Source organism: Pseudaeromonas paramecii (assembly GCF_039540575.1).
Lineage (GTDB): Bacteria > Pseudomonadota > Gammaproteobacteria > Enterobacterales > Aeromonadaceae > Pseudaeromonas > Pseudaeromonas paramecii.
The window spans coordinates 51,276-68,362 of sequence record NZ_BAABFC010000028.1 but is presented as its reverse complement, the minus strand read 5'-3'; the positions used below and the strand labels follow the sequence as shown (position 1 = coordinate 68,362).

The following is a 17,087-nucleotide window of genomic DNA, read 5'->3' as shown; positions in this document are numbered from 1 at the left end:
ATTCCTTTAATGGGTCGCGGCCTGGCGGGCCTGGGCGGCAGCCTGCTGGCTGGCGTGCGGGGCGGATTGCGGGGCAAACAGGGGCACGGCGCGCACCCTGTCACCTGGGCCGATTTCCAGTGCGGCGGCGGTGGCCGGGTCCAGGATCAGGCGCTCGTCGGCAAAGTCCACCTGGCCGAGCAGGGCGCGGAAGCCGGTGAAGCGGTCGTTGGCCAGCAGATAGAGGGGGCCGGACTGGTCGGGTTCCCCCAGCTGCACCGGGTGGACGCGGCTGTCCCGCACGGCGCGGATGTCCGCCACATAGGCCTCGAGGGTGGGGCCGGCGTCGAAGATGTCCACGTAGCCTTCGTACTTGAGCCCTTCGCTCTCCAGGATGGCTCGGGCCGGGGCGGTCTGAGGATGGACCTGGCCCAGGATGGCGCGGGTCTCGGCGGGCAGGAAGTCCACGTACAGGGGGTGCTTGGGCATCAGCTCGGCGATGAAGGCCTTCTGCCCCAGGCCAGTGAGGCGGTCCGCCTCGGCAAAGTCGATGGCGAAGAAGTGGCGGCCCAGCCCCTCCCAGAAGGGGGACTTGCCCTGCTCGTCGGAATAGCCGCGCATCTCGGCGATCACCTTGGCGGCAAAGCGCTCGCGGAAGGCGGCCATGAACAGGAAGCGGCATTTGGAGAGCAGCTGGCCGTTCTTGCTGTGGCGGTAGTCGGGATCCAGGAACAGGGTGCACAGCTCGCTGTAGCCGGTGTGGTCATTGCTCAGAAACAGGGTGGGCATCTGGTTGTAGATGGCCAGATCCCGGGAGGCGTGCACTAGCGTGCCGAGGCGGTAGTTGTACCAGGGGTCGCTCAAGCCCACGGCGGCTTCCAGGCCGCTGATCCCCACCACCTGGCGGGTCTGGCTGTCTTCCAGCACGAACAGGTAGCCCTGCTCGGCGGGGGCGGCCTCGTCGGCCCAGGTGGCCAGCACCCGCTGGATGCGGGCCTGCAGGTGGGCCTCGTCGGGGGGCAGGGAGGTGACGCCCACCCCTGTCTTGCTGGCCAGTTGACGGATGGCGGGCAGATCCTGCTGCCGCACCGGGCGAATGATCATCATGATACGAATCCTTGAAGACGATAAATGTTCCGTTCGGAGGAATGGGGGTTAAACCGGGTCACTGGGACTCCAGGGCCAGCCAGCGCACCGGATCGCCGGGCCGCAGGCGCAGCGCCTCCGCCACCTCGGGCGCCAGGCTCAGGGCCTGGCCGGGGGCGGCGCTTAAGGGGGTCAGCAGGGCGCGGAATTCGGCCAGTGCCTGGTTCACCAGCAGGCAGGTGGGGGCATTGCTCTGCCGGCTGGGGCTGATGTCGGCCACCCGGGCCAGCTGGCTGGTCTGCCAGCTGTGCAGCGTGGTGCGGCGTGCCTGCACCACAGGGCCGGCATCGAAGATCTCCACGAAGTCGTCCGCCTCGAAGCCGTCGGCCTCCAGCAGATCGAACTGCAGGCGGGCGTCCGGGTGCACCTGACCCAGGGCGGCCTGGGCCTCCTCGGCCAGCAGGGAGACATACAGGGGGTGGTGGGGCATCAGCTCGGCGATGAAGCGTCTGTCCTGGGTGCCGTGATAGAACTCCGCCTGGTGGTAGTCGATGCCGAAGAAGCGGCGACCCACCTGCTCCCAGAAGGGGGAGCGTCCGGCCTCGTCCACCCGGCCCGGCAGCACCGCCACCAGATCTGGGGCGAAGCGTTCGGGATGCTGGGCGATGAACAGCAGCCGGCCCTGGGTCAGCAGGCGGGGCCAGTGGCCCTGGCGCAGTTCGGGCTCCAGGTAGAAGGAGCAGAGCTGGCTGTGATCGCTCAGCTCATGGCTGAGGCAGAGGCTGTGCAGCCGCTGGTGCACGCCCAGGGCCCGGCTGGCGTGGATCACCACCTCGTTGCGGTAGGCGTGGAACGGCTCGCCAAAGCCCGCCTGGGCCAGGATGGCGCAGGTGCCCTGCAGCCGGCCGCTGGCCAGATCTTCCAGCACGAAGAAGTAGCTCTCCTCGCCGGGCAGCAGCACCTCGGCCGCCAGGGCGGCCTGGGAGCGGCTTATCTTGGCCTGCAGGTGGGCGCGGCTGACGGGCAGGGTGCAGACCATGGGGCCGCTTTGCTGGGCCATCCGCTCGATCTGCGGCAGGTCCGCCATCACCGCCGGGCGCAGCACCTTCATTGGGCGGCGTCCCGCACCAGGCGGGCCACGGCGCGGGACAGGCGGGCCAGCCCTTCCTCCACCTCGGCCTGGTCGATGATGAGGGCCGGAGCGAAGCGCACCACGTTGGGACCGGCGATGAGGGCCAGCAGGCCTTCCTCGGCGGCCAGGTTGGTCAGGGCCTTGGCCTGGCCGGCGAAGCGCGGCGCCAGGGCGCAGCCGATGAGCAGGCCGCGACCACGGATCTGCTCGAAGATGGGGAAGCGCTGCTGTATCTCTTCCAGGCCCTTGAGGAACCACTGATGGCGCTCCTTGACCCCGGCCAGCAGGGCCGGCTCATCGATGATCTCCAGCACCTTGCCGGCCACGGCGCAGGCCAGCGGGTTGCCGCCGTAGGTGGTGCCGTGGCTGCCGACATTCAGCGCCTTGGCATACTCGGCCTTGGCCAGCAGGGCGGCGATGGGGAAGCCGCCCCCCAGGGCCTTGGCGCTGGTGAGCAGATCCGGGGTGACGCCGTAGCCCATGTAGGCGTACAGCTCGCCGGTGCGGCCCACGCCGGTCTGCACCTCGTCGAAGATCAGCAGGGCCTGATGGCGGTCACACAGCGCGCGCAGCCCCTGCAGGAAGGCCGGATCGGCGGGGACCACACCGCCTTCCCCCTGGATGGGTTCGACGATGACGGCACAGGTGTGGTCGTTGATCAGGGCCGCGGCGGCGGCCAGATCGTTGTAGGGGGCGTGCTGGATGCCGCCGGGCAGGGGGGCGAAGTCCTGGGCGTACTTGGGCTGGCCACCGGCGCTGACGGTGAACAGGGTGCGACCGTGGAAGGCGTTGCCGAAGGCGACGATCTGGGTCTTGTGGTCGCCATGGGTGTCGCGGCCGTATTTGCGGGCCAGCTTGAGGGCGGCCTCGTTGGCCTCGGCACCCGAGTTGCAGAAGAACACCTGGTCGGCGAAGGTGGCGTTCACCAGATGGCGGGCCAGGCGGATCACAGGCTCATTGGTGTAGCCGTTGCCCAGGTGCCACAGCTGCTGGGCCTGTTCGGTCAACACCTGGCACAGGGCCGGGTGGGCATGCCCCAGGGCGTTGACGGCGATGCCGCCGGCAAAGTCGATGTACTCCTTGCCCGCCTGATCCCACAGCCTGGCGCCTTCGCCCCGCACCGGGATGAAGGGGGCAGGGTTGAACATGGGGATGAAGTAGCGATCAAATTCCTCGCGCTGAACCGGGGTGCTGCAGGACATGGAAACCTCGAATGACGGATGGGCAATGACAGAAAACCATTGCCTGTCAGCTTATTAATTTTCGACTCTGAGGCATTTCAAAAAAGCGACCTAAATAGATAAGAAAGGCGACCGATATTATTTGTTGATGGCATTTTGCCGTTCATCGCGGGGCGTGAGTTGAAAGTGGTTTTTATAGGCGCTGGAAAAATGCGGCCCGCTGGAAAAACCACACTCCAGACCGATTTGAATAATTGATCGTTGCGTGTTGCATAATAATTCTCTGGCCCGCTGCAGTCGCAACTGCAGGTAATACCGGGCGGGCACCGTATCCAGGTGGCGGCGAAACAGCCGCTCCAGGTGCCGGCGGGAGAGGTGGGTGAGTTGGGCGATCTGCTCCGTGCTCAAGGGCTCTTCCAGATGGGTATCCATCAGGGCCAGAGCCTGCTGCAGCCGAGGCGGCAGGGCGGTGGGCTCGGCCTGGCGGTCCATCCCCTGATAGATCTGCCCCAAGGCCCTGGCGACCCTGTGCGCCAGAATATCATCCTCAACACATTCAATGAGTTGAAGCGTTGATTGCAGGGCCTCGCCGGGCGTACCCAGGGGCAGGGGCCAGCGGCGCTCGCCACCGGTATCCTCCGCTGGGGTGGCAGAGGCCGGGCCAGGTGCGGCCAGGCTTACCGGCGCCGTTGGGGCGTCGGCGGCCGCCGGGCAGAGCCGCAGATCCAGTCCGGCGGTTGGCTGGGCCAGGCCGGTCATCTCCGGGAGCGGGAGGGGGGGGAGGGCATCCGTGCCCGGCGCCAGGTAATGCAGCGAAAATAATGGCTGCCCCAGCAGCTGATTGGCCTGCAATAGGGGAGCCGTCACCTGGGCTAAAATAAGCGGCAGGTGTTCGGCATGAATAGGGATGCCGATGCGAATGCTCGCATCGGACTCATTATTTTCTGGCATGACGTGAGGCGTTATTATCCAGCCTGGAATAATTATTTAAGCGCGCCGGATAAAAATTGTTTTAACCGCTCGCTCTTGGGGTTGCCAAATACGGCTTCCGGCGACCCCTGTTCCTCGATGACCCCCTGGTGCAGGAAGATCACCTGGCTGGAGACGTGGCGGGCAAAACCCATCTCGTGGGTCACCACCACCATGGTTTTCCCCTCTTCGGCCAGCTGCTGCATGATGCGCAGCACCTCCCCCACCAGCTCGGGATCCAGCGCCGAGGTGGGCTCGTCGAACAGCAGCACCTCGGGTTCCATGGCCAATGCCCGGGCGATACTCACCCGCTGCTGCTGGCCGCCGGACAGGTGGGCCGGGTACTTGGCCCGTGCCCGCTGGTCGATACCCACCTTCTCCAGGTAGCGGATGGCCCGCGCCTCGGCTTCCTGCTTGTCGATGCCCAGCACGTGCAGGGGGGCGGCCATGACGTTGTCCAGCACCGTCATGTGGTTCCACAGGTTGAAGTGCTGGAACACCATGGTCAGCTTGGTGCGCAGCAGCTGCAGCTGGCGCTGGTCGAACACCTTCAGCTGGCCGTCGGTATCCCGCACCATGCGGATGTCGTTGCCGTTGACATAGATGGAGCCTTCGCTGGGCTTCTCCAGGAAGTTGAGGCAGCGCAGGAAGGTGCTCTTGCCGGAGCCGGAGGAGCCGATGATGCTGATGACATCACCGGGCTTGGCCCGCAGCGAGACCCCCTTGATCACCTCGTGGTTGCCGTAGTGCTTGTGCAGATCTTTCACCGCCAGCTTGTAGTCGTGCATGTTCTCCATGAATGCGTCCTTGAAGTCAGTGGGCCTGGATGGGCTTGAGGTGCACCAGCCAGCGTTGCTCCGCCAGGCGGAACAGACCGACCAGGGCGAAGGAGATGAGGAGGTAAATCAGCGCGGCGATGCCGAAGGCGGTAAAGGGCTGATAGGTGGCGGCGTTGGCATCCTTGGCCACCTTGAGGATGTCCGGCACCGTGGCGGTGAAGGCCAATGAGGTGGCGTGCAGCATCAGGATCACCTCGTTGCTGTAGGCCGGCAGCGCCCGGCGCAGGGCCGAGGGCAGTATGACGTGGCGGTAGAGGCGCCAGCCGGAGAAGCCGTAGGCCCGGGCGGCTTCCACCTCGCCGTGGCTGAGATCCCGGATGGCGCCGGCGAAGATCTCCAGGGTGTAGGCCATGGTGTTGAGGGTCAGGGCCAGCAGGGTGCAGAGGTAGCCGCTGCGGAAGAACCAGTTGAGAAAGTCCAGCTCCCGCACCACCGCCAGGGAGTAGACCCCGGAGTAGAACACCAGCAGCTGCACGTACAGCGGGGTGCCGCGAAACAGGTAGGAGAAGGTCCACACCGGCAGCCAGTAGCGCTTTTGCCGGCTGTTGCGGGCGATGGCCAGGGGGATGGCCAGACAGAAGCCCAGCACTACCGAGATCACCAGCAGCCAGAGGGTGACCGCCACCCCGGTGAAGTGGAAGCCGTCACTCCACAAGAAGGCCTTGCCGTAGGTTTGCAGCATCTCGATCATGGGTTGGCGCTCCTTACGCCGAGGGCATAGCGCCGGTTGAGCCAGTAGATCACCAGATTAGAGAGGGTGGTGAAGATCAGGTAGACGGCGGCGGCCACCAGGGTGAAGAGGAAGAATTGGAAGGTGCCCTTGCCCGCCACCTGAGTGGCCTTGACCACATCCGCCAGACCGATGATGGAGACCAGGGCGGTGGCCTTGAGCAGCACCAGCCAGTTATTGGCCAGGCCCGGCAGGGCGAAGCGCATCATCTGGGGAAACAGGATCAGGGTGAAGATCTGCCAGCGGGAGAAGCCGTAGGCCTGGCCCGCCTCCGCCTGGCCGGCGTTGATGGCCAGGAAGGCGCCGCGGAAGGTCTCGGCGAAGTAGGCGCCGTAGATGAAGCCGATGGTCAGGATGCCGGCGGTAAAGGGATTGATGTCCCACTGGGCGAAGCCCAGGGTGTCGGTGATGGCGTTGACCGCGATCTGCAGGCCGTAGAAGATCAGCAGCATCAGCACCAGATCCGGCACGCCACGGATCAGGGTGGTGTAGCCGGCGCCCAGCAGACGACCGAGGCGATGGCTTGAGAGCTTGGCGCTGGCCCCCAGCAGGCCCAGCAGCACCGCCACCAGCAAGGAAAGCAGGGCCAGCTCCAGGGTGACCCAGGCGCCTTGCAACACCAGCTTTTCATATCCGTACAACATGGTCGGTCCTTTGAATCAGGTGGTTCTCTGCGGTAAAACCGGCCCGGTGCCGGCGGCACCGGGCGGTGGCCTTGGTGGCCCTTAGCGGCCTTAGTGGCCGTAGATGTCGAAGTTGAAGTACTTGGCGGCGATCTTCTGGTAGGTGCCGTCCTTCAACATGTCGGCCAGCGCTTGGTTCAGCTTGGCCTTGAGCTCGCCATCTTCCTTGCGCAGGCCGATGCCGGCGCCCACGCCGAAGTATTTGACGTCACCGATTTCCGGGCCGCTGAAGCCGAAGGCCTTGCCCTGGGGCTGCTTGAGGAAGCCTTCACCGGCGGCCACCGCATCCTGGAAGGCGGCATCCAGACGACCGGAGACCAGATCCGCGTACACCAGCTCCTGGGCCGGGTAGACCACCACGTCCACGCCCTTGGGTTGCCACTGTTCCTTGGCATAGGTTTCGGCTGTGGTGCCCTGGAACACGCCCACCCGCTTGCCCTGCAGGCCTTCGGCGGTGGGGGCCAGGGTGGTGCCGGCCGGGGTGATCAGACGGGCCGGGGTACCGTACAGCTTGTCGGTGAAGTCGATCTCCTTCTGGCGCTGCTCGGTGATGGACATGGAGGAGAGGATGGCGTCGATCTTCTTGGCCTTGAGGGCGGGGATCAGGCCGTCGAATTCATTCTCTACCCAGCGGCACTTGGCCTGGATGCGGGTGCACAGCTCGGTGCCCAGATCGATGTCGAAACCGCTCAGGCTGCCGTCGGGCTGCTTCATCTCGAAGGGGGCATAACCGGGTTCCACCCCCAGGCGGATTTCCGTTTCGGCGGCCTGGAGGGAGGTGGCCAGTACCGGCAGCAGCAGGCAGAGCATGTTTATTGTCTTACGCATGATTATTTCCTTATGGGTAGTAACGCAGAAGAATCCGCGACCTCAAGAGCAGGATGCGTGCCACGCCATGCGCCCCAGGTCGGGGCACACCAGTGAAAAACGCTACGGAGTGAATAGGATTTGGTGTTTCGATGCATAGTCATGTGGCCAGCGGCGGCTTTGTCCCGGATACCATGCAGTTTGTGCCGAGAGGCGGGACGGGGGACTCAAGGGAGGGTTTGCACCGGACTGGCGAAGCCGATCGCCGACAGGCACCAAGGCGGCGCGCCAGGGTGGTGCGCCATGCGCCGGGCGTCGCGGCGGGGTATCTGAATAGTTAGAGATAACAGACGTATAACTATGTTTCTCTGACCTGGGTAGTCCGTCCGGCACGTGAAAGACCCTGTGAAGCACCCGCCATTTCTGCTCATCGCCCCCTTGGTGATATAGTGGGCGCCGGCCCAGGATTGGGCAAAAGATCAATCACCTACAGAGGCATGTATGGAATGGAATCCCCGGCGGCGCGCCAGCCTGATACTCCTGCTCATCATTCTGGGGGGCTTCCTGGTGACCAGCTGGTTGAGCTACCGGGTGGCCCGCGACTCCCTGGGGGAGCAGATCGCCCAGGACGCCCTGCCCCTCACCAGTGACAACCTCTACTCCGAGATACAGCAGGATCTCATCCGCCCTGTCTTCATCTCCTCCCTGATGGCTCAGGACACCTATGTGCGGGACTGGGCGCTGCGCGGCGAGCAGCAGCAGGACCCCATCATCAAGTACCTCAAGGAAATCCAGTCCCGCTACAACACGGTCACCAGCTTCTTCGTCTCGGAACGCACCCGTCGCTACTACCACACCAGCGGGGTGCTCAAGGAGGTGAGCCGCCAGGATCCGGGCGATGCCTGGTACTTCCGAGCCCTGGCTCTGCCCAAGGGGGAAGATTTCGAGATCAACATAGATCACGACACCGCCAACCGGCAGAACCTGGTGGTGTTCGTCAACTACCGGGTCTACGACTACGCGGGCAACCCCATCGGCGTCACCGGCGTGGGGCTGGCGGTAACCAAGGTGCAGCAGCTGGTTGAGACCTATCAGACCCGTTATCACCGCCGGGTCTACTTCGTGGACAAGGAGGGGCAGGTGGCCCTGCAGGCCCAGGCGGATCACCGCAAGAGTCTATTCGACGAACCTGGGCTGGCGGCCCTGGCCACCCAGATCCTCACCCAGCCCGCCGGCAGCTTCCGCTATGAGCGCGACGGTCATCCGGTGTTTGTGGCCAGCCGCTGGGTGGAGCCTTTCAAGTGGTACCTGATGGTGGAGCAGGAGGCGACCCCCTTCGATGGCCGCCTGTGGAATACCCTGCTGACCAACCTGCTGCTGACCCTGGGGATCGGGCTGGGTGTGCTGCTGGTGGCCCATGTCACCTTCCGCGGCTATCAGCAGCGGCTGGAGCGCATGGCCTCCACCGACAAGCTCACCGGGGCGCTGAACCGCCAGGTGTTTGAGGAGCAGCTGCACCTGCTGCATCAGCTGGCGGCCCGCCGGCAGCAGCCCCTGGCCCTGGCCATGCTGGATCTGGACCACTTCAAGCGGGTGAACGACGACTTCGGCCACCTGGTAGGGGATCAGGTACTCAAGCAGTTCGCCCACCTGTGCAGCCTGGGGATCCGCAAGAGCGATCTGCTGTGCCGCTGGGGGGGTGAGGAGTTTGTGCTGGTGCTGCCGGACTGTCCGCTGGCCGAGGCGATGCAACGGGTGGAGGGGTTGCGCAGCCGCCTGGCCAGCCAGTCCTTCAAGCCCCCCATCACCCTGAGCGCCGGCCTGGTGGTGGTGGCGGATGGCGAGACGGTGGATCAGGCCCTGCAGCGGGCGGACGCCGCCCTCTACCGGGCCAAGGACGCCGGCCGTAACCGGTTGGAGGTCGACGGCCTGCCGGAGGTGGCGGCCTGATGTAACACGGGGACCCGCGGGTCCCCGTCTTGTTTCTTGCTGCCGGGTCACTCGACAAACACGAAGCGCTTGTCCAATCGGTACTTGCAGTAATAGCCCAGCGCCAGTCCCAGGGCCCCGCCCAGATAGCGCCAGCCATCCCCGCTCAACAGGCTGTGAAACAACAGCTCTGTGCCCCAGAAGATCACTGTGGTGAACAGTCCCATCAGGGTATAGATCAGGAACAGACGCACATCGTGTCGATAGTTCTGGGTGACGAAGCCAAAGATATAGCGCTTGTCGAGCCAGTACTTGATCAGCAAGCCGGTCAGGGTACCCGCCATGATGGAGGCGGCCAGGCTGATCCGGCTGGGGGTGAGGCTAAACACCCCCCATTGGGTGAGGAGGTTAACCCCGGTGGCTATCAGGGCAAACAGGCTGTAGCGCCACCAGATCCCCGTGTTCATAGGGCCAGCCGCTTGAACAGGGTTTCCGGGATCAGGCGGATCACCCACATGATGGCGCGCCAGAAGCCGGGCAGATACACCACATCCTGACCCCGGTCGACGGCCTTGATGATGCCTCTGGCCACCTGCTGGGGTTGTGCCCAGAGGGCGCCCTTGTCGAATTGCGCCGTCATGGGGGTATCCACGAAGCCGGGCTTGATGGTCAGCACCTTGACGCCGTGGCGATGCAGCCGGTTGCGCAAGCCCTGCAGGAACAGGCTGAGCCCCCCCTTGGCTGCGCCATAGGCATAGTTGGACTGCCGGCCACGATCGCCGGCCACCGAGGAGATCACCGCCAGGGTGCCGCTGCCTCTGGCCGCCATCCGATTGGCCAGCAGGCTGCACAACAAGGCGGCGCTGGTGAAGTTCACCTCGATGGCCTGGGCCAGCCGCGCCAGGTCGGTCTGGCATTCGGCCTGATCCGGCAGGCTGCCGTAGGCCAACAGTGCCAGATCCAGCGGTAGCCCCAGTGTCTCCAGCCAGTGCTCCAGCTGTTGGCTGGCGCCCTGGGTCGCGGCATCCAGGCAGAGGGTTTCTACCTGCTGAGCTCCGCGGATGCGGGCATCATCGGCGATATGCCGCAGTTTGTGTTCATCTCTGGCCACCAGCAGCAGGGTGGCGCCTCGTTGGACATAGCCGTCAATCACGGCCTGGGCGATGGCGGAACTGGCGCCAAGGATCAGGATATTCATAGGGCGGTGACTCTCTGCCAGAAGGTGGAATTATGCTGAGGATCCCGCAGGGCCTCGAGTTCGCGCCATTGCGGGTAAAACAGGGCGAAATGCTCCGCCGACATGCGGGCATCCTTGGCCGGGTAGACACGGCCGCCGGCGGCCAGCGTCACCTTGTCCAACTCCGCCATCAGCTTCAGCGTCCGCTCCCCCATGTTGGGGAAGTCCAGTGCCAGCGTGGCGCCGTGGCAGGGGAAGGAGAGCAGTCCCGGCGAGGGCATGTTGCCGAACATCTTGAGCACGGCCAGAAAGGAGCCCAGACCGGAGCGGGCGATGCGTTCCAGTATCTCTTGCATGGCCGGTTCCGCGTTGGCGACGGGGATGGCGCATTGGTATTGGTAGAAGCCTTTGGGGCCGTAGATCCGGTTCCAGTCGGACACGGCATCCAATGGATAAAAGAAGGGCGCGTAATGAATGCGGCTGTGTTGCTCCCGTTTGCGCTGCTTGTGGTAATAGCAGAAGTTGAAGGCATTGAGCGAGGCGCGGTTGATCAGGCTGAACGGGGGTTCGATAGGGCAGCTTAGCGCCAGCTTGCTGGCAGGCCGCGATGCTCCCTTGGCATGATCGCCACGCATGAACAGGCCTCGCCCCAGGCGGCGCCCGCGGGCGGCACAATCCACCCAGGCCACCGTATAGGGATGGCTGCCGTCAGACTCGGCTGCCAGGTGGAAGAACTCCTGCAGATTGCCGTACTTGATCGACTCGTTATCGATCTGGTTGGACTCGATGGGCTGGAGCCGTATGGTGGCCCAGGTGATGGTGCCCGTCAGGCCCAGGCCGCCGATGGTGGCGTTGAAATAGGCCGGGTTTTCCTGCGGGCTGCACAGCAGGCGCTGACCATCGGAGCGCACCAGCTCGAATTGCAGCACATGGTTGCCGAAGGTGCCGTCCCTGTGGTGGTTCTTGCCGTGCACATCATTGGCAATGGCACCCGCCATGGTGACGAATTGGGTGCCCGGGGTCACCGGCAGGAACCAGCCTTGCGGCACTATGACGGCCAGCATCTCGCTGAGCAGGACACCGGCTTCGCAGGTCAGGATCCCGGCCTGGGCGTCAAAGTGGATCAGGCGGTTGAGTGACCGGGTATGCAGCAGGCTGCCGGCCAGGTTCAGGCAGCTATCGCCGTAACTGCGGCCGTTGCCGAAGGGCAGTATGGTTTCCCCGGCGGGCAGTGCCGGGGCTTGGTGGCGCCAGTGCCAGTTGAGCACCGGCGAACTGTTTTTGGGCAAACGGCCCCAGGATTCAAGAGTTTGCATGTCAGATGGCCATAATCAGAAGAAGAAACATGAAACCGCCAATCAGTAGGCTGGTTTTATCGCGTAGGGCAAACAGTATGGGGTCGTGGTGCATGTCGCCCCTGTGAGTCTTGAGCCAGAAATAGCTGACCCAATAGAGCAGCAGGGGGCAGGTGGCCCACAACCATTGCGGCTGCCGATAGAGCAGCTGGATCTCGTTGCTGTTGATGTAGAGGGCCAGCACCAGGACCGAGAGGTAACCACTGGCGATGCCAAAGGGAACCATGATCTGCTGATCGTCGTGCAGGTAGCCCCGCCCTCTGAGGCTGCCGGCGGTTTTGCCTCTGAGCTCGGTGCAGCGTTTGGCGATGGCCAGACTCAGGAAGATAAACATGGCGAAGGAGAGCAGCCAGAGAGACAGGGGGATGTCGGTGGCGGCGCCCCCGGCGATGATCCTCAGGGTGTACAAGAGCCCCAGCGTGACGGCATCCAGCAACACCACCCGTTTGATCGCCAGGCTGTACAGCAGGGTCACCAGGTAGTAGCAGCCCAGCACCAGCAAAAATGCCGGCGAGACCAGCCAGCCCAGCAGCAGGGCGGAGACCAGCAGCACAGGGGCGGCCAGCAAACCCCAGAGTGCCGGCACTGTGCCCGCGGCAAAGGGCCGACGGCGTTTGCTGGGGTGGTGTCTGTCATCCTGGATATCCAGCAGGTCATTGAGCAGATAGACGCTGGACGCACACAGGCCAAAGGCGACAAAGGCGAGCAGGCTGGCCAGCAGCTTGTCGGGCTGAGTGAATTGGTGGGCAAACAACAAGGGCGTGAAGATCAGGAGGTTCTTGATCCACTGATGGGGGCGCATGGCCCGCAGCAGTCCCAGCAGCCGGTTATCGGATCCGCCGAGCACCAGGTGCTCGCCATGGCGGCGCGCCACCAGGCGCCGTAACGACGCGGGGGCGTTGACCATGATGATCTGCGCCGCCTGCGACCAGATCGGCAGATCGACCCTGGCGTTCCCGGCATAGTCGAAATTGCGCTCGCCAAAGATTTGGCGAAGCAGGGAACACTTGGTCTGTCCCGTGAGGTTGACGGCGGCGCCGCTGCCATGCACGGCACTGAAGAGCCCCAGGTGTTCGGCAATCTTGTCGGCATGCTTTTGATTGGAGCCGGTGGCCAGCACAATTTGACGACCGCTGGCATGTTCTTGGCGTAACCAGTGCAGCAGATCGCCGGTATAGGGCAGGACGGCGGCGTCAAAGTCGACATGCTGGGCGATCCTGTGCTTGAGGTAGGAGCGTCCGCGCAGCAACCAGGCCAGCAAGGAAAAAATGCGCCACGGATAGTGCCGGATGAAGAGCAGCAGGCTCTCTATCAGCAGATCCGTCTTCAACAAGGTGCCATCAAGATCTACCACTAGTGGACGGGTGTTCATGGTGGATATCTCTTTGTAAAAAAGTAGGCCGGACGAGCCGGCCTAGCGGGTTAGGCGGCAGGCGCCTTGCTCTTTTTCAGCGCTTCGAGGATGTTGCGCTTGGCCGAGGCCCGGATGGCCTCGTTTTCTTCCATCTGCTTACAGGCGGACTTGGTGCCGGATGCCGGGTTGCAGTTGGCATAGGCGGCCTGCTGGCCGACGAGCAGGATGGAACAGGACAGCAACAGATATTTCAACATGACTTATCTCCTATAAGTGGTTGGTCTTAATGGCTTTTTCTGCATCTGACAGGCTGGCGAAGGTTTGTTCTAGCGCATCCAGATACCAGAGTTCTACCGACTCATAGCCTTCTTCCAGCTCCTGATATTCGGTTTGCCAGGCTTTCTCGTTCGGCAGGTAGTAGTGGATGATGGCCACCTTGGCGGGGGACACCGTCAGCTGCGGTGTCATGGGGTTCTCGCCGTCCAGAATGAACTCGTAGACGCCGGCCTTGTCCACCTGCAGTTGGAGGTTGCCGGAGCCGCCGTTATTGACCAGCGAGAGCGGAGTGCCCTGGGACAATTGGCCATGCTGACCCGCGCCTATGTTGCGTTCGTTGCTCCAGTAACGATCGGCGATCTTCAGTTCGGCCTTGCCAGGTTCCAGGTAGACCCAGGCACGGTAACGGTTGGCACCCAAGTAGGTCAGGCCGTCCTGCGGTTCCCAGTTGTTCATGGTGCCGCGGACAAACAGATCACCCCCAAAGGGACCCTCGCTGGCGCCGGTGAGTTTGGGATTGAACAGCACCTCGACCCGGTTATCGCCCTGCACTATCAGGCTCAGCAGGTAGGTACCGGCCTTGGGCACCGTCAGGCGCAGTGCGCCGGGCTGGGTGAGCAGCGGGGTGCGCTTGCCCATGGCGATGGCGGCGGAACTGGATACCGGCATCTGCTGACCCAGGGGATCCTGAATCGTCAGCGACAGCTCGGTAGCCTCCGTCGTCTCCACCACGGCCTCATAGGCATTGTTGCCCACGTAGTTCAGCGGTTGCGGGGCGGCCAGCCCGTCGCCCTGCAGGGCATAGCGACGTCCCAGCGGGCCCTCATCCGGCATGTAGATGAAGAAGCGGAACTCAGGCCGATCGAAATAGAAGAGCTCATAGGAGGAGCGCTCCGTGATGGTGGCCTTGAGGTTGGTGGACTGGATGCTGTTGGTCAGCCCCTGGGGCGTCATGTCACCGCCTATGTTCACCAGGTTCCAGGTCTTGTCTGCCAGCTTGAACTCCATGGCCCCCTTGTCCATCACCCGTTGCAGGTAGTAGACGCCATTGGCCTGGGGTTGCAGCTCGTCGCCGATCCCCCAACCGTTCAAACTGCCGCGGATGTACAAGGCCTCGTCACCGAAGGCGGCAGGCATGGCCTGGTCGAAGGTGATTTCATCGGCCGCTGCGGTCGCATAGCTGCTCTTGTCCTTGGCGACGGCACCTTGGTTGCCGATAAACAGCTCGGCGGACAGCTTACCCTGGGCATCTTCCTCGGCCAGCTTGACGGCGGTGGAACGGGTCAGCACCTGCGGCTTGTCGAAGGTGAAGTGCATGCCTTCCCGATGTGCCGGCAACAGGGTGACGAAGGTGCTGTATTCCGGCCAGGTAAAGTTGAAGCCCTGCTCCAGCGGTGTGTTGATCTGGGTGACTTGGCCGCGATCATCGATCATGAACAGCCTGTCCCTGTGGTGATCGTTCTGGTAATGCAGGGTCAGGGGTTCCGGCAGACGGTGGTCGATGCGCACCGACTCCTCACGCCATACCTGTTGTTCCCCCTGCTGCCAGACGGCCTTGACCTTGGCCATCTGCCCATCCTTGACGGCCGAGGCATCCCAATAGGCGCGGTAAGGCGGCTGGGGATCGGTGGCGATCTCCTGATAGCCGTCGCCAGCATCGGCGTAGAAGGTGACGGCACCGGCGGGCAGGCGATCATCGCCCTTGGCGGCCACCTCCAGCTTGATCATGCCACTGATCACCTCGTCGGCCTGGGGCGAGACAAAGCTCAGCGCCTGGACTTCGCTCTGTACCGGGCTGGCCTCGGTGGCCTGATAGACGGCGTAACTCAAGGGCGGCAGGCTCAGGGTGACTTGTCCCTCCTTGGCGGCCAGCTGGGTTGTGGTGCCGTCGGTGCCATTCACCTGGCGGTAATCCGTCGCCGCGACCTCGAAGTGTTCCTCATGGGCCTGGGTGTCGTTGTTGAAGGCAATCAGGTACTCGCGGCGTCGCTCCTTGTCATAGCGGGAGAACACCAGCAGGCCGGGCTTGTCGCTGCTAAACCGCAGCAACTGCTCGCCCTGGCGCAGGGCGCTGTCGCTCTTGTAGAGGCGGGTCAGCCCCTGGATGGTCTTGAACAGCGGATGGTTGACATCGAAGTTGTCATCGGCGGCCGTCTTGCTGGTGCCGAGCAAGGGCTCATCCTGGATGCCCTTGGCCAGACTGGGGAACATGTCGGCTCTGGCCTCATGATCCGCCGTCCTGCCCTCCATGCCCTGTTCATCGCCGTAATACAGGCAGGGGATACCCCGCACCAGTATCATGAAGGCGTTGGCCAGGGTCACTCGGGCCAGTTTCTGCTCTGGGGTGTAGTCGGCATTGTCCACGCCCATCATGTAGGCCAGACGGCCCATGTCATGGTTGCCGAGGAAGTTGACGTTGTTATCCGGCGAGTTGTCCACATCACGCATCACCTCGTCACGCTCGAACAGCCCCTTGGCCAGGTCGGTTTCCTGCCCCAGGCTGAAGAGGGTACGCATGCTGTCTTGCATGATGAAGTCCAGCAGGCCGCTGAATTGACCGTATCTGAGGTAGTGGGTCAGCACCATGGGGTCATATTCATAGGCCTCGCCGAAGACAAAGAAGTTCTCCTTGCCCAGCTGCTTGGCGTAGTCGGCTACCGCCTTGTTCCAGGCGTGCCAGAAGTCGATGTCGATGTTTTTGACGGTGTCGACGCGGAAGCCGTCGATGTCATATTCCTTCATCCAGTGCTGGGTGATATCGATGAGCCCCTGCACCACGGCGGGCTTGGTGGTGTCCAGATCGTCGCCACCGTAGAAGTCGCCGATCAGGGCGTTTTCACCCACGAAGCTGGTGTCACCATAGTGGTGATAGTTGTCGATGTCGTTCAGCCAAGCCGGGTTCTTGGCCCCCTGGTACTGGGGCGGAATGAAGGGGGTGTACTTCTTGTCCGATTCCGGGCCGTGGTAGGTGCAGTCGCTGTAGAGGAACTCGTGGTTGCCCTCTTTCACCTTCAGCGGCGGATTGCGGAAGCGGCCATCATCGAAATGGCACTCCTTGTACTTGATGGCATCAAAGGTGTGGTTGAGCACCAGATCCATGTAGATCTTGAGGCCCTTCTTGTGGGCCTCGGCGACCAGTGCCTTGAACTCCTCATTGGTGCCGAAGTGGGGATCCACATTCAGGTAGTCCTTGATCCAGTAGCCGTGATAGCTGCCGGTGAGGATGCTTTCACTGGTGACCACGGTGGGGATGTTGGTAAAGATGGGCGACAGCCAGATGGCGGTGGCGCCTAACTCCTTGATGTAATCCAGGCGTTTCCTCACCCCGGCCAGATCACCGCCGTGGAAGTAGCGAATGTCGGTGGGGTCGAACCCCGTGATCTCACGGGGTCCTTCCAGCTTGCCGGTGTCGTTGCTCTTGTCGCCGTTTTCGAAGCGATCCACCATCAGGAAGTAGATCACCTCATCGCTGGGCTTTCGCTGAGCCACCTGGCTGTAGTCGGTCTTTGCCGGCTCGCCGTCGCCGCAGCCGTACAGGCTGCACAGCATGATTGCCAGCAGGCTCTTTTTCAGTGTCAACATCTTGATCA

At 63.3% G+C, this 17,087-nt stretch carries 15 protein-coding genes; 1 reads left to right on the top strand and 14 read right to left on the bottom strand.

Features of this window, described 5'->3' with window-relative positions:
- Positions 1–6: 6 nt before the first annotated feature.
- From astA to ABD847_RS15805, 8 genes are all read right to left on the bottom strand, one after another.
- Entirely contained in the window at positions 7–1,086 is a 1,080-nt protein-coding gene (gene astA / locus ABD847_RS15840; protein WP_345014767.1) for an arginine N-succinyltransferase, read from the bottom strand.
- A 58-nt stretch (positions 1,087–1,144) separates the two neighbouring features.
- Positions 1,145–2,176 (bottom strand): arginine N-succinyltransferase, encoded by a 1,032-nt coding sequence (locus ABD847_RS15835; RefSeq protein ID WP_345014765.1) that lies wholly within the window; start codon positions 2,174–2,176, stop codon positions 1,145–1,147.
- On the bottom strand, positions 2,173–3,399 hold the full coding sequence (locus tag ABD847_RS15830) for a bifunctional succinylornithine transaminase/acetylornithine transaminase (RefSeq protein WP_345014763.1): 1,227 nt from the start codon (positions 3,397–3,399) through the stop codon (positions 2,173–2,175). Before ABD847_RS15830 ends, ABD847_RS15835 begins: the two co-directional genes overlap by 4 nt.
- A gap of 117 nt (positions 3,400–3,516) precedes the next feature.
- Entirely contained in the window at positions 3,517–4,329 is an 813-nt protein-coding gene (locus tag ABD847_RS15825; RefSeq protein ID WP_345014761.1) for a helix-turn-helix domain-containing protein, read from the bottom strand.
- A gap of 32 nt (positions 4,330–4,361) precedes the next feature.
- Positions 4,362–5,135 carry a histidine ABC transporter ATP-binding protein HisP gene (gene hisP / locus ABD847_RS15820; RefSeq protein ID WP_345014793.1) on the bottom strand — a complete coding sequence of 258 codons (774 nt, stop codon included), beginning with the start codon at positions 5,133–5,135 and terminating at the stop codon, positions 4,362–4,364.
- A gap of 25 nt (positions 5,136–5,160) precedes the next feature.
- Positions 5,161–5,877 carry an ABC transporter permease gene (locus tag ABD847_RS15815; RefSeq protein ID WP_345014759.1) on the bottom strand — a complete coding sequence of 239 codons (717 nt, stop codon included), beginning with the start codon at positions 5,875–5,877 and terminating at the stop codon, positions 5,161–5,163.
- Entirely contained in the window at positions 5,874–6,560 is a 687-nt protein-coding gene (locus ABD847_RS15810) for an ABC transporter permease (protein WP_345014757.1), read from the bottom strand. Before ABD847_RS15810 ends, ABD847_RS15815 begins: the two co-directional genes overlap by 4 nt.
- A 90-nt stretch (positions 6,561–6,650) precedes the next feature.
- Positions 6,651–7,427, bottom strand: coding sequence for an ABC transporter substrate-binding protein (locus ABD847_RS15805; RefSeq protein WP_345014755.1), 777 nt, complete (start codon positions 7,425–7,427; stop codon positions 6,651–6,653).
- 480 nt (positions 7,428–7,907) lie between these two features.
- Between ABD847_RS15805 and ABD847_RS15800 the strand changes: the two genes are divergently transcribed.
- The gene (locus ABD847_RS15800; protein WP_345014753.1) at positions 7,908–9,356 is read left to right on the top strand and encodes a sensor domain-containing diguanylate cyclase; all 1,449 of its coding nucleotides are present in this window, start codon (positions 7,908–7,910) and stop codon (positions 9,354–9,356) included.
- Positions 9,357–9,403: 47 nt separating this feature from the next.
- On the opposite strand, the gene ABD847_RS15795 is transcribed toward ABD847_RS15800, so the two are convergent.
- Genes ABD847_RS15795 through ABD847_RS15770 form a run of 6 tightly spaced genes read right to left on the bottom strand, consistent with a single transcriptional unit; the run spans position 9,404 to position 17,079 of the window.
- Positions 9,404–9,802, bottom strand: coding sequence for a GtrA family protein (locus ABD847_RS15795; protein ID WP_345014751.1), 399 nt, complete (start codon positions 9,800–9,802; stop codon positions 9,404–9,406).
- Positions 9,799–10,533 (bottom strand): SDR family oxidoreductase, encoded by a 735-nt coding sequence (locus ABD847_RS15790; protein WP_345014749.1) that lies wholly within the window; start codon positions 10,531–10,533, stop codon positions 9,799–9,801. Before ABD847_RS15790 ends, ABD847_RS15795 begins: the two co-directional genes overlap by 4 nt.
- Entirely contained in the window at positions 10,530–11,828 is a 1,299-nt protein-coding gene (locus tag ABD847_RS15785) for an FAD-binding oxidoreductase (RefSeq protein ID WP_345014747.1), read from the bottom strand. The genes ABD847_RS15790 and ABD847_RS15785 overlap by 4 nt, the downstream gene beginning before the upstream one ends.
- Before the next feature lies 1 nt (position 11,829).
- Complete coding sequence (locus ABD847_RS15780; protein WP_345014745.1) at positions 11,830–13,239, bottom strand: UbiA family prenyltransferase; 1,410 nt, start codon at positions 13,237–13,239, stop codon at positions 11,830–11,832.
- Between the two features lie 50 nt (positions 13,240–13,289).
- Entirely contained in the window at positions 13,290–13,478 is a 189-nt protein-coding gene (locus ABD847_RS15775) for a hypothetical protein (RefSeq protein ID WP_345014743.1), read from the bottom strand.
- A gap of 10 nt (positions 13,479–13,488) precedes the next feature.
- Entirely contained in the window at positions 13,489–17,079 is a 3,591-nt protein-coding gene (locus ABD847_RS15770) for an alpha-amylase family glycosyl hydrolase (protein ID WP_345014741.1), read from the bottom strand.
- Positions 17,080–17,087: the final 8 nt, after the last annotated feature.